Annotated in this window: 13 protein-coding genes; 11 read left to right on the forward strand and 2 right to left on the reverse strand. The window is 37.0% G+C overall.

Annotated elements, in window-relative coordinates:
* Positions 1-12: 12 nt before the first annotated feature.
* From thrB to ABYK33_RS01820, 11 genes are all read left to right on the forward strand, one after another.
* The gene (thrB, locus tag ABYK33_RS01770; protein ID WP_373031187.1) at positions 13-894 is read left to right on the forward strand and encodes a homoserine kinase; all 882 of its coding nucleotides are present in this window, start codon (positions 13-15) and stop codon (positions 892-894) included.
* Between the two features lie 35 nt (positions 895-929).
* Positions 930-1,130, forward strand: coding sequence for a DUF448 domain-containing protein (locus ABYK33_RS01775; RefSeq protein WP_373031188.1), 201 nt, complete (start codon positions 930-932; stop codon positions 1,128-1,130).
* Between the two features lie 83 nt (positions 1,131-1,213).
* Positions 1,214-3,904, forward strand: coding sequence for a translation initiation factor IF-2 (gene infB / locus ABYK33_RS01780; RefSeq protein ID WP_373031189.1), 2,691 nt, complete (start codon positions 1,214-1,216; stop codon positions 3,902-3,904).
* A gap of 141 nt (positions 3,905-4,045) precedes the next feature.
* Positions 4,046-4,432 (forward strand): 30S ribosome-binding factor RbfA, encoded by a 387-nt coding sequence (gene rbfA / locus ABYK33_RS01785; protein WP_373031190.1) that lies wholly within the window; start codon positions 4,046-4,048, stop codon positions 4,430-4,432.
* The gene (rimP, locus tag ABYK33_RS01790; protein WP_373031191.1) at positions 4,422-4,853 is read left to right on the forward strand and encodes a ribosome maturation factor RimP; all 432 of its coding nucleotides are present in this window, start codon (positions 4,422-4,424) and stop codon (positions 4,851-4,853) included. The genes rbfA and rimP overlap by 11 nt, the downstream gene beginning before the upstream one ends.
* Positions 4,854-4,883: 30 nt before the next feature.
* Positions 4,884-5,876 carry a bifunctional diaminohydroxyphosphoribosylaminopyrimidine deaminase/5-amino-6-(5-phosphoribosylamino)uracil reductase RibD gene (gene ribD / locus ABYK33_RS01795; protein WP_373031192.1) on the forward strand — a complete coding sequence of 331 codons (993 nt, stop codon included), beginning with the start codon at positions 4,884-4,886 and terminating at the stop codon, positions 5,874-5,876.
* A complete protein-coding gene (ubiE, locus tag ABYK33_RS01800; protein WP_373031193.1) occupies positions 5,866-6,603 on the forward strand; it encodes a bifunctional demethylmenaquinone methyltransferase/2-methoxy-6-polyprenyl-1,4-benzoquinol methylase UbiE in 738 nt (245 codons plus the stop codon). Before ribD ends, ubiE begins: the two co-directional genes overlap by 11 nt.
* A gap of 25 nt (positions 6,604-6,628) precedes the next feature.
* Positions 6,629-7,879: an exodeoxyribonuclease VII large subunit gene (gene xseA / locus ABYK33_RS01805; protein WP_373031194.1), complete on the forward strand. Its 1,251-nt coding sequence runs from the start codon at positions 6,629-6,631 to the stop codon at positions 7,877-7,879.
* 51 nt (positions 7,880-7,930) lie between these two features.
* Complete coding sequence (locus ABYK33_RS01810; RefSeq protein ID WP_373031195.1) at positions 7,931-9,748, forward strand: putative bifunctional diguanylate cyclase/phosphodiesterase; 1,818 nt, start codon at positions 7,931-7,933, stop codon at positions 9,746-9,748.
* 97 nt (positions 9,749-9,845) lie between these two features.
* Positions 9,846-11,681: a putative bifunctional diguanylate cyclase/phosphodiesterase gene (locus tag ABYK33_RS01815; protein ID WP_373031196.1), complete on the forward strand. Its 1,836-nt coding sequence runs from the start codon at positions 9,846-9,848 to the stop codon at positions 11,679-11,681.
* A 2-nt stretch (positions 11,682-11,683) separates the two neighbouring features.
* Positions 11,684-13,453 (forward strand): putative bifunctional diguanylate cyclase/phosphodiesterase, encoded by a 1,770-nt coding sequence (locus ABYK33_RS01820; RefSeq protein WP_373031197.1) that lies wholly within the window; start codon positions 11,684-11,686, stop codon positions 13,451-13,453.
* A 30-nt stretch (positions 13,454-13,483) separates the two neighbouring features.
* Here ABYK33_RS01820 and groL read toward each other — a convergent pair whose 3' ends face one another.
* Both groL and ABYK33_RS01830 read right to left on the reverse strand, forming a co-directional pair.
* Positions 13,484-15,121 (reverse strand): chaperonin GroEL, encoded by a 1,638-nt coding sequence (groL, locus tag ABYK33_RS01825; RefSeq protein WP_373031198.1) that lies wholly within the window; start codon positions 15,119-15,121, stop codon positions 13,484-13,486.
* 25 nt (positions 15,122-15,146) lie between these two features.
* On the reverse strand, positions 15,147-15,373 hold a 227-nt coding region (locus ABYK33_RS01830; RefSeq protein WP_373031199.1), incomplete at its 5' end, for a co-chaperone GroES.

Genomic DNA, 15,373 nt, shown 5'->3' on the forward strand with positions numbered 1-15,373 from the left:
ATAAGGACAACGATGTTTATAAGTGTACCCGCAACCTCTGCAAACTTGGGACCAGGATTTGATACCTTGGGTCTTGCAGTCGATCTCAGAAATGAAATTACGATCACACCTTCAAAATTTTTAAGTATCTCCACACATGGAGAGGGTGCTGACAACCCTAAGATCAAAAAGAATTCACTGTTTTTAAGTATTTTTAATGAAAACTATAAAAGACTTACAAGCAGGGATGATAATTTTAGATTTGAGTTTATAAACCGTATTCCTATCTCAAGAGGACTTGGAAGTTCTTCTGCAGTGATCGTTGCAGCATTGAGTGCTGCTTATACTGCGGCAGATAAAAAATACAACAAAAGAGAAATACTAAATCATGCACTACGTTATGAACATCACCCGGACAACATTACACCTGCAGTGATGGGTGGCTTTAATGTTGCCTGTGTGGAAGGCGACAGAGTCTATAGTAAAAAAAGACGTATGCCTGACTATTTAAGGGCTGTAGTGGTTGTACCGAACCGTACTATCTCCACAGCTAGATCTCGTACGGTCCTACCTAAAATGTATAGAAAAGAAGAGACAGTCTATTCACTTTCCCGGTCATCGTACATGACAGCACTGTTTATGAGTGAATCGTGGGATCTTTTGCGTATCGCATCCAAAGATAAACTACACCAGGCGAGACGAATGAAGATGATGCCTGAACTGTTTGATGTACAGAAAGTGGCATTGAAACATGGTGCACTTATGAGTACTCTTTCAGGTTCGGGTTCCACATTTTTTAACCTTGCATACGATAAAGATGCAGATAAAATGGCACAAGCACTGCAAGCACGTTTCCCTCAATTCAGGGTTTTTATTCTCTCTTTAGACAATAATGGTGTCATCACCAAAAGTTAAGCTGTACGCTTAATCTCTTTTTAGGTATAATACGCATGAAAAAATTACAGCCAACACGTATGTGCATCTCTTGCCGAAGTAGACATCCTCAAAACACTTTGATTCGATTAAAATATGAGGGTAATGAGGTAATAGCATTTGATGGTAAAGGAAGAAGTTTTTACCTTTGTGATGTTTGTGGAACAAATGAGAAAAAAATCAAAGGCTTAGTGAAGCGTTTTAAACAAGATGCGTAACGATTTACTAAGTTGTTGAGAAAGTTGACTTCAGAAGTCAACACATGCAAGTAATTGCATTATATTAAAGGAGTTAATCAAGAATGGATAAAGTTAAAATCCAAGAAATAGCAGATGAAGCGGGATTGTCAAACGGAGATTTGCTAGACAAAGCCAAAGAGTTAGGTTTTGATGTAAAAGCAGCCAACAGTACTATCAGTATGGAAGATGCTGGTATCCTCGTAGATTATGCGATTAGCGGAACATTACCAAAAGGCTTTACTAAGCCAGGTAGCAAACCAAACATTACTGTAGTGAAGAAAAAAGTAGAAGTTGTTGAGAAGAAAGTTTCAACTCCTGAAGTCGAAACCGCAGTTACAGAAGAGCCTGCAGTTGAAACTACTGTAGAGACTCCTGAAGTGATAGCAGAAGAAACAGTTGAAGCAGTGACTCCAGAAGTGATAGTAGAAGAAACAGTTGAGGCAGTGACTCCAGAAGTCACTGACGAGATCGTTGAAAAACCTGTACCTAAAGAGGTGAAGAAACGTAAGGGTATTTCTGTTGTCAGTAAGAAAACAGAAGCTGAAGAATCTGCTGCTTCAGATGAAAATAAACCAAAGAGAAGAACACTTTCACGTGGTGGAATCAAAATCGTTAGAAAAGCGAAGCCGGCACCTGTAAGAGCAGGAACCAAGATTTCTATGGGTGAGCAATATGTAGCAAAAAAGAAACCTAAGAAAGTAGCAGAAGCCAGAGACACTGGTACGAAGATAGATATTTTCAATCATGATAGTATGAGTACTGAGATCGATAGCGGTTTTGGTGGTGAAGAAGTAGTACTTTTAGATTTCTCTGATAAAAATATCTATGAAGATATGATGCGTCAAGAGCAAAAGCGTAAAGAAGAAGCGAAAAAGAGAGAAGCAGCAAATGGTGGACCTACAAAAGGTAGACAGCCATTCCGTCCTCAACAAAAACGTTCACTTAAGCGTGGCGGCAAACGTAAGAAGTATGACAAAATAGAAAATACTGAAGTTGTAACTTCTGTAGAGATTCCTGAGAATGTAAGGGTTTATGAGTTTGCTGAAAAAGTAAACCGTTCTGTAGGTGAAGTTGTCGGTGTACTTTTTGCACTTGGTATGATGGTAACGAAGAATGACTTTTTAAGTAAAGATGAAATCGAAATATTAGCTGAAGAGTTTGAAGTGGAAGTCACGACGGTCAACCCGCTTGATGAACTTGATTATTCAGACGCTTATGATGCAGTTGAAGACGAGAATCTTGAAGAGAGACCACCGGTTATTACTATCATGGGACATGTTGACCACGGTAAGACATCACTTCTTGACAGAATTCGTACTTCAAAAGTAGCAGACAAGGAAGCCGGTGGTATTACGCAACACGTAGGTGCCTACCAGGTAGAAAAGAATGGTAAGAAGATCACTTTTGTCGATACTCCGGGTCACGAGGCATTTACAGAAATGCGTTCACGTGGAGCACAGGCAACAGATATTGTTATTATCGTTGTTGCAGCAGATGACGGGGTAATGCCTCAAACAAAAGAGGCCATTGCCCATACTAAAGCGGCAGGTGTACCACTCATTGTTGCCATTAACAAAATGGATAAAGAGAGTGCAAATCCTGATAATGTTACGGCTCAATTGTCAGAGATTGGTGTCATGGCAACTGACTGGGGTGGAGAGTATGAATTCGTTCCTGTCTCTGCACACTCTGGTTTAGGTATAGATGATTTACTTGAAACTATTCTTCTGCAGGCAGAAGTGATGGAACTAAAAGCTGATCCAAGTAGAGAAGCAAAAGCTGTTGTGGTTGAAAGTTCTCTTGAAAAAGGTTTTGGGCCAGTTGCCAATGTGATTATCAAAAATGGTACATTGCGTATCGGTGATAATGTGATCGTAGGTAAAACATATGGGCGTATCAAGGCGATTAGACTTGATGACGGAAGTAATGTTAAAGAGATCGGACCAAGTACACCAGCAGCTATCGTAGGACTTAATGAAGTACCTGGGGCCGGTGATGAACTTATTGTGATGGGTACAGATAGAGAAGTACGTGAATTGGCTGAGAAAAGAGCTGAATATGATAGAACTAAGCAACTTTCTAAGAGTACGAAAGCATCTCTTGATGATCTTTCTGCACTTATTGCAGAAGGACAGCTAAAGTCACTTCCTGTGATTATCAAAGCGGATGTTCAAGGGTCTCTTGAAGCCATCAAAGGCAGCTTAGAGAAGCTTAGAAATGAAGAAGTAAAAGTCAACATTATTCATGAAGGTGTAGGTGGAGTGACTGAGAGTGATCTTGCGCTTGCAGATGCATCAGAACATGCGGTTGTACTTGGATTTAATGTACGTCCAACAGGTGCAGTGAAGAAGAAGTCAAAAGAATTAGGTATAGAGATACGTTCTTACTCTATCATTTATGATCTTCTTGATGATGTGAAAGCACTTCTTGGTGGTATGATGAGTCCGGTTATTTCTGAAGAAGTTACGGGACAAGCAGATGTACGTGAGACATTTGTTGTTGGTAAGGTTGGTACGATTGCTGGATGTAAAGTCTCCGATGGTACAATTACAAGAAACTCTAAAGCAAGACTTATCCGTGATGGTATTGTTGTATATGAAAGTACTATCTCTTCACTCAAGCGTTTCAATGAAGACGCTAAAGAAGTGAAGAACGGTTACGAGTGTGGTATCATGCTTGAAAACTTTAATGATATTAAAGATGGTGATGTGATTGAAACATTTAAAGATGTTGAAGAACAGGTTACACTATAGGACGCAATTTGAGTAAAGACCAAAATTGTCTCTATTCAAGAACGTGCACCCAAGCACCTTCTTTGAAGTTGAGATTGTTGACACTGAGTCCTCTTCTTAAGAGTGCTCATGCAAGCAGTTGCATTTTAGAAAGGTTCTAATATGACGCAGGAAGAAATTAAACGACATAGAGTAGAGTCTGTACTGAAAGAGATCATTCCAGAAGCACTTGGCAGCTTGGATGATGAACGTATCAATGGACTTACTGTTACAGATGTGGTTTGTTCAAAAGGTAGATCAGATGCAAAAGTGTATCTTGATACTTCATTTCTGAATGAGAAAGAACAAAATGAAGCATTAAGACAGCTACGAGCTGTGGCTGGGTATATACAAAATCATTGTAAACAGAGTGAAGGCTGGTTTAAGGCCCCACGATTTACTTTTGAATTTGACCATCAGCTAGAAAAGGTAAGTCGTATAGAAGACCTTTTTAAACAAATAGGCAGTAGACATTCTAAAGATGATGAGGAGTCAAAAGATGAATCTTGAAACACAAATAGCTAAAATCGTAGAAGCCAACGGGGCAGCGCTGTATGATACAGAGATAGTCAGTGAATTTGATGAGACTATTTTTCGTGTTTTGGTCACAAAAGTAGGTGGCGTAAGTCTTGACTTGTGTGCCACTATTTCTCATGAACTATCACCTTTTTTAGATGTACATCCGCCTATGAGTCAAAGATACCGTTTAGAGGTCAGTTCTCCGGGCATAGAGAGAAAACTTACAAAACCAGTACACTTTAAAAATGCCATTGGTGAAAAAGTGAAGCTCAAGATCACAGGTGCAGATAAACTAAAAGGTATACTGAAAAGTGCCGATAATAATGGTATCGTTGTGGAAACAAAGCAGGGTGATGAAAGCTTTGAATATGGGGCATTAGGTACAGCAAAAACCTATTTTGACTGGAACTAATTTACTTTTTAAATAAAGGGAGGTGTTGCTATGAGAGACGAATTTTATATGCAACTCGCTCTTGATAAAGCTTGGGAATACCAAGGTTTAACCTACCCAAATCCTGCTGTGGGTGCAGTCGTCACTCTAAACGGTAAAATCTTAGCAGTAGCAGCCCATCAAAAAGCAGGTACCTCACATGCTGAAGTTTTGGCTTTACTTTCAGCCTACGAAACACTTTCAAACACCTCTATAGACTTTGAGCCTCAAAATGCCCAAAAAGCACATTCTTTTCTATTAGCACTCCCTAAAGATTTTTTTAGTCAATGCACTATTTATGTGACACTTGAACCCTGTTCTCATGAAGGTCAAACACCTTCATGTGCCTCTTTATTACAGTCATTGACATTAAGTAGAGTGGTGATAGGTATACGTGACCCTGTCGAGGGGCATGATGGTGGTATGCAAATGCTAGAAAATGCAAGTATTGGTTTGCTTGAAGAAGCATGTCAATCTTTGATAGAGCCCTTTCTGATATGGCAAAAGAGAGCTTTTGTTCTCTTCAAACTTGCACAGACAACCAATGGACGTATCGGTGGAGGATATCTCAGTTGTAAAGCTTCTTTAACACATGTACATCAGTTAAGAGAAGTTTGTGATACATTGCTCATAGGTGGCAATACCGTACGAGAAGATAGACCAACTTTGGATTGCCGATTTGTAGAAGGAAAAGCACCCAGTGTCAAGATCTATACGAAGGAAGATAATTTTGATAGAGATATCCCACTGTTTGGTATTGAAGAGAGGAATGTTGAGATCGTCAATAGATTAGACTTTTTAGATGATCCTTCTTTTGTCTTGGTAGAAGGTGGAGAGGGGATGCTGGAGGCACTCCAAGAGAAGATAGACTGGATGCTGATTTATCAAGTCCCTAAGCTATCTACGAATAATTTAACCTATAATACAACTATGAATTTACATTTTTTACATCAAAATAAAAAAGATATAGATCTGATGATATGGAGCAAACAAATTGGGCATTGAAAAACTCACAGATAAACAAGAAAAACAAGAAAAAATTGTCACAATGTTTGATGATATTGCATCAACTTATGATTTAGCCAATAGAGTATTGAGTATGGGGATTGATATCCAGTGGCGTAAAAAAGGTTGTGATAAGGCATTTGAGATATTAGATCAAAAAGAGTTAACGCAAATCACTGATGTCGCAACTGGAACAGGTGATCTACTTATTTATTGGAAAGAACAGGCAGAAAAGAATGGTGTAGCTATTGATAAGTATGTTGGCGTTGACCCTTCTGTAGGTATGCTTGAAGTAGCTAAAAAGAAAGTGGATTTTGCACAGTTCATAGAAGGTAAAGCACAAGAATTGCCTATTGCTGATGAGAGTACGGATGTAATTTCTATCTCTTACGGTATACGTAATGTGGTAGATAGAGTCGAAGCATTGGAAGAATTTTACAGGGCATTAAAACCTAATGGTATCGTAGTGATCCTGGAGTTTACAAAACAAGAAAGAGCAGGGCTTTTAGATAAAGTTGTTGACTTTGGTATGAAAAAAGTTTTACCTAGAATTGGCGGACTTATCTCTAAGAACTATGAAGCATATAAGTATCTTCCTGAATCTATAGAAGAGTTTTTAACTACAGAAATGTTGGCTAAAGAGTTAGAAGAAGCAGGCTTTGAAATGAAATACACAAAATCCTTCTCTATGGGGATCTCTACACTTTTAGTCGCACAAAAAAAGTAAAAACTACATACTACAGGAGTCTCATATGTCACAATCAATGATGAGTGTCTCCTCACTCAATATAAAAATAAAATCACTACTTGAAGCTACATTTATGCATATCCTTGTTGAAGGTGAAGTGGCTTCCGTTACTTACCATACTACAGGACATGTATACTTTTCGATAAAAGACAAAGAGAGCAGTATCAAATGTGTCATGTGGCGTTCGTCTGTTTCGAAATTGAAGTTTCGTATAGAAAAAGGGATGCATATCGTTATAGAAGGTTCTGTAGGGGTATATACACCAAGAGGTGAATATCAGTTCTATGCTGTACATATTGAACCTTATGGAAAGGGTGCTTTGGCACTGGCCTATGAACAGCTTAAAGAGCGTCTTAAGGCGAAAGGTTACTTTGATACACAAAGGAAAAACCCCATCCCTAAACATATAAAAAAAATAGCTTTAGTCACAGCAAAAGAGAGTGCGGCATTACATGATATGTTAAAAATTATTGAACAACGCTGGCCCTTACTTGAAGTTGTGATCGTCGATACTTTGGTACAGGGAGATCAGGCAGCTGTTCAAATAGCCAATGCCTTACATTATGCAGATAGTTTGGCTGTGGATGTTATTGTTGTGGGACGTGGCGGCGGAAGTGCAGAGGATCTATGGAGTTTTAACGAAGAAGTTGTAGCAGATGCCATTTTTACCATACAAACACCAGTTGTGAGTGCAGTAGGACATGAGGTAGATGTCATGATAAGTGATTTGGTTGCAGACTTACGTGCACCTACACCTAGTGCTGCCATGGAGATGATACTCCCTGATGCGAGAGAGATACTCTATACTCTGGCTGAGACCAGCGAACGATTTACCTACATGATGAATCAAAAGCTACAACATCTTGTACGTGAGTTAAAACATACAGAGGAGATATTGTTACGTAGTTCACCTGCTAGACAATTAAATGAGACGCAGATAGAATTTATGCGTTTAAAAGATGAACTTAAGAGGGTAATAGCGTACAAGTTAGAGCGTTTTTCTTCTTCTTTACCTGAAATGCATAAGAGCTATACTCAAAATATGCTCTTTATTTTGGAACAAAAAAGCCAATATCTAGAGTATATAGATAAAAAATTGAAGATGAATGATCCAAAACTTCAGTACCGTAAGGGATGGGCACAAACGTCTATAGACGGAAAGATAATAGAACTTAGTGCACTCAAAGAGAATCAAAAATTCATCATTGAAGATGCTACCACACAAATAGAAGCTTTATGTTTAAGTAAAACATGAGTTTGAATATTGGTATAATATAACCTAATTTAATACCTATAAGGTTGCTGGATGAATAATATATTGGAAAAACTTGGGCAGGTTATGAATCAAATGACGCAAGAGGGATATGCATTGATCATGTTGTCTATCTTAATCATTTTCTTTTTACTCTATATTTATTCACTTGCGCAAGAAAAAAAGAAACTAAGAAAAGCCCTTGAGGATAATCTAAAGGTTTTCGAGAAAGCATTTGAGATCTCTGAAGATGCAGTTTTAATACTCTCTGATAAAAATGAAGTGATGTATGCCAATAACACAATGGTCAGACTACTGCAGTTAAATAATACTTTTTTATTGAAATCATTTAAAAGCATCGCCGAAGTAAAAGTAAAAAAAGATTGGATAGCGTTAGATCAATTTGTCAAAGATAATCGTGTCGGGACCAAGGAAAAGGTCCGCTCATACCGCCACGCGATCTTGAAAATTTCAGAGGGTGATGAAATACCTATTAATTTATATTTGGATACTATCATTATGAGAATGCCTAATGAGGTGTTGTGTGATGTAATATCCATACAAGATATGACGAAAGAAAAAGAACGTTCCGGTACACATTTCAAGCATCAACTTACAAACTTACCCAATCAACTGCAAGCATATCATGATCTACCGTCATTTTTTTCTAAAGTGCATTTAGAAAAAAACAAACTTGCACTCATGCTACTGAGTTTAGATAATTTTTCCATGTTGCGATCTATTATAGGGTATGAACAAGCCAATGCTGTGCTAAAAAAGTTTGCTACCTATCTGGAGACTTTAGGGCTGAGTTTAAATGTATCCGTTTATCATACCTTCGATAACCATTTTTTACTGACTGTAACCAATTTACATTCCCTAGAAGAGGCAAGAACATTCGTTGAAGATATCCAGAAGCAACTGGCATTATTTTATAAGATAGAAGACGTGAATCTACATTTAACAGTTTCCGCAGGTATAGCCATATATCCAGATAGCGGAAATATACGTAAATTGCTTGACAATGCCTATAAATCATTGGCAGAGGCAGAAAAAGATGGTGATGGTAAGATCAATATATTTATACCTGAAGAATTTGCTAAGGATTACGATGAATTGAGACTGAATAGTGATATGCCAGGGGCATTAAGAAAGGGTGAATTTGAAGTCTATTATCAACCTATTATCAAAGTTGAAAATCAAGAGATTGTAGCTGCTGAAGCACTTATTCGTTGGAAACATCCTCAATATGGTTTGATTCCCCCAGATGTATTTATCTCTTTAATGGAAAAAACAGGTTTTATTATTAAGTTAGGTCAATATGTACTTGAAGAGGTACTTAAACAGCATAAGCGTTGGGAGTTATTTAAATTTAAGCAGATTGAGGTTTCGATCAACGTATCTATGGTTGAGATCAATACGGGTGAATTTGTACAACATGTAGAAAGAAAACTTGGTGAGCATCAGGTTAATCCCGAATGTATAAAGTTTGAGATCACAGAGGGCCTAGCTATGATCAATGAGTCTGAGACTGAGAAATACTTTCTTGCGCTAAAAAAGTTGGGTGTAGGTATTTCATTGGATGATTTTGGTACTGGGTATACTTCTTTTGGATATTTGAAAAAATTTCCTGCGGATAATGTAAAAATTGACAAGAGTTTAGTAGATTATATTTTAACAAATGAAGAAGATCAAAGAATTGTAAAAGCAATTATAGAATTGGCACACACCTTAGGAATGAAAATAGTTGTGGAAGGTATAGAAAATCAGAAAATGGTCGATATGATAGCTTCTTATGGATGTGACTATATGCAAGGGTACTATTTTGCAAAACCCCTGCCTGTCTTTGAATTTCAAAAACTACTTAGATAGACTTTAAGATGGTATAGACCAGAATATTGCACTTAATGTTTAATAGTAACTTGACATGTGTATGATACAATTAAATACTAAATAATAAGGCCGCCGAATGCAGAATGAATTAGAGACAGTTACGCAACTATCCGGGCAGTTAAGTCAGGAGGAATATCTATTGTTAGGTATGCTTATTTTATCTCTTTTAGTATCTCTCTATCTCTATTCATTGTTTCGAAAGCAAAAGAAACAACAAATGATCGCAGAGAATAAAGTGGAAATATTTCAAAAAACATTTGATGTTTCTCAAGATCCCACTTTAATTCTTTCAGATAAAAATGAAATACTCTATGCCAATCGTACTATGGTGAAATTATTTAAATTAAAGCGTAATTTTCTTACTCAAAAACTTTCTCCGATACCACAAATAAAAATCAAAGAGAGTTGGTTACCATTAGATATAATGATAGAAGAGAATAAGGGAGCATTTAAAGAACATACTCTTTCTTTCCAGCAGGTGGATCTACGATTTGAATATGAAGAAGGTATACCGATAAATTTACATCTTCAAAGAAGTGAAATGAAGGAGAAAGAGACAAAGTTTTGTACCATCATTTCTATAGAGGACTTACGTAAAGAACAGGAGTATGTACAAGGTAAACATCTTCATCCTGTGACTAAAATGCCAACAGAGATCCAGGCACTTCATGATATTCCTATCCTTTATTCGAAAATACATTTACAAAATAGCAAAGTAGCACTTGTATTATTACATTTAGATAACCTTAATATGGTAAGAGCTATTGTTGGGTATGAACAAGCCAATAAAATACTGATTAAATTTACAGACTATTTACAAAATATAGAAACGGAGCTCAATTTATCGTCTTATCATACTTTTGGTAATAATTTTTTATTGACTATATCAAATATAAACTCTTCACTGGCCGTTATTTCTTTGGTAGAAGAGATACAGGAACAAGTAGCCTTATTATATAAAATGAATGAAGTGAGATTACACCTAACGATGTCTGTGGGTATAAGTATCTATCCAGACAGTGGTACATCTCGAAACCTACTTGATAATACCTATAAGGCCTTATATGAGGCACAGAAAAGTGGAGAGGGTAGAATTCATATTTATATACCAGATGAATCTAAAGAAGATTATGATGAATTTTCTCTACATAATGAAATGTACAGTGCATTGAAAAATAATGAATTTGAAGTCTATTATCAACCTGTTTTTGATGCTAAGACACAAAAGATCGTATCTGCAGAAGCATTGGTACGATGGGTACACCCTGAACATGGGATCATTACACCGGATGTATTTATCACCCTTATGGAAAAAACAGGGTTTATTGTAGAATTGGGACATTTTGTTTTAGAAGAGGTCTTGAAACAGCAAAAACGTTGGGAACTGTTTCAGTTCAAGCAGATTGTTATAGCTATCAATGTGGCTTCAATGGAGTTAAAAATAGAGGATTTTATAGAGAATGTTGAACAGCAGCTCATTCACTATAAGGTAAATCCGGAACTTATTCGTTTTGAGATCACTGAAAATTCTGCACTGACCAATGAAGGTAATATAGAAAAATATTTGTCTAAATTACAAGAATTGGGTGTAGGTATCACTCTGGATGACTTTGGAACAGGATATAACTCGTTCTCTTATTTACAAAATTTTCCTGGTGAACTGTTAAAGATAGATAGAAAGTTGGTTGATTCCATTGTAACAAATAAAGAGAATCAAAGAATTGTAAAAGCGATGATAGAACTAGGGCACACTTTAGAGATGAAAGTGGTGGTTGAAGGGATTGAAAATCAAAGGATGTCCGATCTTATTGTTTCTTACGGATGTGACTATCTTCAGGGGTATTATTTTGCAAAACCTGTACCTGTGTATGAATTTCAAAAATTATTATATCAAGAAAAAGAAGGTGTATAACAATGGATAATATGATGGTTAATATTTTGGGTGTGGCGGTAATCATACTCGTTATAGGGGTTTTATGGATATATAAATCATCTAAAAAACAATTGGTAACTGCATGTGATGAATTAAAATTTTTTAAACAAGAAAAAGAATATTATGATGAAGCAATGCTAGTTTTGTCTGACAACTATGATATCGTTTTTGCTAATCAATCAGCAAAAGTACTCTTTTCTCTAGATTCAAACAATATCAGGCTTAACACGGGTAAGGTAGTTGAACTTAAGCTCGATACTTCTTATCCTGATGAATTTTTTAAGGTATTGAAAGAAAAAGCTCAAGGGGAAGCAGATAGTTTCCATTTAAAAAATGTACTGCTTGTGATCTCAGGAAAGATGAAACAAGTCAATATATATGTTGATAAAAGTGCTTGGAACCTTAATAAAACAATCACATGTATTATAGATATGCAATTGATCACACCCGCTGTAACGAATCAAGTTGCACCAAAAGATGGAGGTGTTGATTTTTTTACAGGATTACCCAGCCAATTTTCTGCGCTTACAGATATCAATACTCTAGTGATAGAGAGTCAAAATAAATCTAAGGCATTTGCACTTTTTTTATTGGGTATTGATAATTTTCAAGAATTACAGACTACTTTGGGATTAGGATACTCAAACCAGATCATCAAAAAAATGTCTGATTATTTCAAAAAAAATAAAGAAGAAAATATTCGCGTTTATCGTATGGATGGTGACAAGTTTTTACTCATTGTTGAGAAGATAGAAGATGAAGAAGAAGTACGTAATGTAGCCAGGGAAATGGTTGCTAATATTTGTAATTTTTATAAGTCAGACAGTGCAGTTCGATTGACTGCTTCACTAGGTATTGCTATGTTCCCAGCACATGGTGAGAATGCTACTAAATTGATCAATCATAGTTACATTGCGCTAGATCATTCGCAAAAAGAGAGTGAAGCAAATATTGAATTTTTTGCGACAGAACATCAAGCTGTACACAAAGATGAAGTCAAAATGAATGAAGAGATCCGCAAAGGATTGAAAAATAACGAATTTTTTCTTTATTATCAACCTATGTTCAGTTTGAAAAATGAAGAGATGGTTGGTGCTGAAGCACTTATACGTTGGAATCATCCTGAACATGGTTTGATCACAGCAGATAAATTTTTAGATGTTGCCGAGAGAACTGGCCTGATAGTTGACATTGGAGAGTATGTATTTAGAGAAGCTATTAAACAGCGTAAGCAGTGGGATGCATTAGGTGTGCAGAAATTTCAAATCACAGTAAATCTCTCTTTAAAAGAGATGCAAGTAAGTACGCTCATACAAAAACTGACAAATCTATTTGAACATTATTCTGTAAATCCAAAAGATTTTAATTTAGATATTACAGAAGATTCCGCTATGGCAAATATTGAACAGACACTGATAGATTTTAAACTCTTTAAAGAGTTGGGACTTTCTCTTTCTTTAGATCATGTTGGTGCGGGTTATTCATCATTAAAGCATCTGCAGGCATTACCGCTCTCTATGATCAAAATAGACAGATCGCTTATTTTTGATCTTTATTTAAATTTAGATCATCAAATAGCTGTTAAATCTATGATAGCATTCTTTCATGGACTGGGTTTTGAAGTTGTAGCTGAAGGAGTTGAAACTTCGAAGGAATCATCGCTTCTGTTTAATTTAGGATGTGATTATGCTCAAGGGTATTTATTTTCCAGACCGTTACCAGCCATTGAGTTTCAAGAGTTATTAAAATAGTAAGTATAAGAGGCAGAGTGCCTCTCATATTTACATCATACCTGGCATTCCACCCATACCACCCATGTCTGGCATAGTAGGTTGTGCACCCGGTGCTTCTGGTATATCTGAAACTGTGGCTTCAGTTGTAAGAAGCAATGATGCTACTGAAGTAGCATTCTGAAGTGCTACACGCGCTACTTTAAGCGGATCGATGATACCTGCTTCCAGCATATCTACATATTCTCCAGTTGCAGCATTAAATCCTAAATTTTCTTCAGTGGCATGAGCAATTTTATCTGCTACAACACCTGCATCAAATCCAGCATTTTGTGCGATTTGCTTCATTGGTGCAAATACAGCTCTTAGTATGATCTGTGCACCTACTTCTTCATCTCCTGTAAGGTTGAGTGAAGCAGCCTGACTTGCTTTGATGAGTGCAGCTCCACCCCCGATAACGATACCTTCGTCTACAGCAGCTTTAGTTGCTGAAAGTGCATCATCTACCCTGTCTTTTTTCTCTTTCATTTCAGTCTCTGTTGCAGCACCTACTTTGATAACCGCAACACCACCGGAGAGTTTTGCAAGTCTCTCTTGAAGTTTTTCTTTGTCATATTCACTCGTAGTTGTCGAAATCTGTGTTTTGATCTCTCCCACTCTTGCAACTACGGCATTTTTATCACCTTTACCGTCTACGATCACTGTATTGTCTTTGTCTATGACTACTCTTGTCGCTTGACCAAGATCAGCCAGTGTTGCTTTTTCCAGGGTAAGTCCAAGCTCTTCAGTGATGAGTGTCGCACCAGTTAGGATAGCGATATCTTTGAGCATCTCTTTTTTTCTGTCACCAAAACCAGGTGCTTTCACTGCAACGATGTTCAGCACACCTTTAAGACGGTTAAGTACAAGTGTTGCAAGTGCTTCACCTTCTAGATCATCCGCAATAATAAGAAGAGGTCTTCCACTTTGCTGTACTTGCTCTAACATAGGAACAAGGTCTTTAAGTGATGTGATCTTTGTATCTGTTAAAAGTATGATAGGATTCTCCATCTCACATGTCATCTTTTCAGAGTTTGTTACGAAGTATGGTGAGAGATATCCTCTGTCAAACTGCATACCTTCTACTACTTCCAGATCATCATTGATACCTTTAGCTTCTTCTACCGTAATGACACCGTCTTTTCCCACTTTATCCATCGCTTCAGCGATCAAATTACCGATAGTCTCGTCAGAGTTTGCAGAGATAGTTGCTACTTGAGCTATCTCTTTTTTATCTTTGACCTCTTTGGCCATTTTTTGAAGTTCTACGATGATTGCTGCAGATGCTTTATCCATCCCTCTTTTAACTTCTATAGGATTTGCTCCGGCAGTAATGTTTCTAAGACCTTCTTTGAAAATAGAGTGTGCAAGTACGGTTGCTGTAGTAGTCCCGTCACCCGCTTCATCTGCTGTGTTACTTGCAACTTCTTTTACAAGTTGTGCCCCCATATTTTCCAAAGGATCTACAAGTTCTATCTCTCTAGCAACACTGACACCATCTTTTGTAATATGTGGTGCACCATAACTTTTCTGGATGAGTACGTTACGACCTCTAGGTCCCATTGTCACTTTTACAGCATCAGCTAGTTTGCTGACACCTGCATAAAGTCCACTTCTTGCTTTGTCTGAATAAAATATTTCTTTTGCCATCGTTTGTTCCTTATATAGTTAATAATTATTTGATAAGTCCCAAGACTTCTTTACTGAGTAAAATAAGATATTCTTTACCTTCTATAGTAATTTCCATACCTGAAAAGTTTGCAAATACTACCGTGTCACCTACATCGATACCGTCTTCTCTTGCGACCGGTCCAACTGCAATTACTTTACCTTCTAGAGGCTTCTCTTTGGCTGTATCTGGGATGTAAAGTCCAGATGCTGTTGTGTTTGGTTGTTCTTCAC

It is taken from the genome of Sulfurovum sp., assembly GCF_041562805.1.
In the GTDB taxonomy this organism is placed as follows: domain Bacteria; phylum Campylobacterota; class Campylobacteria; order Campylobacterales; family Sulfurovaceae; genus Sulfurovum.

Excerpts from the sequence above, each read along its gene's own strand:
- thrB (WP_373031187.1), top strand. The coding sequence starts at position 13 with ATGTTTATAAGTGTACCCGCAACCTCTGCAAACTTGGGACCAGGATTT.
- ABYK33_RS01775 (WP_373031188.1), top strand. The coding sequence starts at position 930 with ATGAAAAAATTACAGCCAACACGTATGTGCATCTCTTGCCGAAGTAGA.
- infB (WP_373031189.1), top strand. The coding sequence starts at position 1,214 with ATGGATAAAGTTAAAATCCAAGAAATAGCAGATGAAGCGGGATTGTCA.
- rbfA (WP_373031190.1), top strand. The coding sequence starts at position 4,046 with ATGACGCAGGAAGAAATTAAACGACATAGAGTAGAGTCTGTACTGAAA.
- rimP (WP_373031191.1), top strand. The coding sequence starts at position 4,422 with ATGAATCTTGAAACACAAATAGCTAAAATCGTAGAAGCCAACGGGGCA.
- ribD (WP_373031192.1), top strand. The coding sequence starts at position 4,884 with ATGAGAGACGAATTTTATATGCAACTCGCTCTTGATAAAGCTTGGGAA.
- xseA (WP_373031194.1), top strand. The coding sequence starts at position 6,629 with ATGTCACAATCAATGATGAGTGTCTCCTCACTCAATATAAAAATAAAA.
- ABYK33_RS01810 (WP_373031195.1), top strand. The coding sequence starts at position 7,931 with ATGAATAATATATTGGAAAAACTTGGGCAGGTTATGAATCAAATGACG.
- ABYK33_RS01815 (WP_373031196.1), top strand. The coding sequence starts at position 9,846 with ATGCAGAATGAATTAGAGACAGTTACGCAACTATCCGGGCAGTTAAGT.
- ABYK33_RS01820 (WP_373031197.1), top strand. The coding sequence starts at position 11,684 with ATGGATAATATGATGGTTAATATTTTGGGTGTGGCGGTAATCATACTC.
- groL (WP_373031198.1), bottom strand. The coding sequence starts at position 15,121 with ATGGCAAAAGAAATATTTTATTCAGACAAAGCAAGAAGTGGACTTTAT.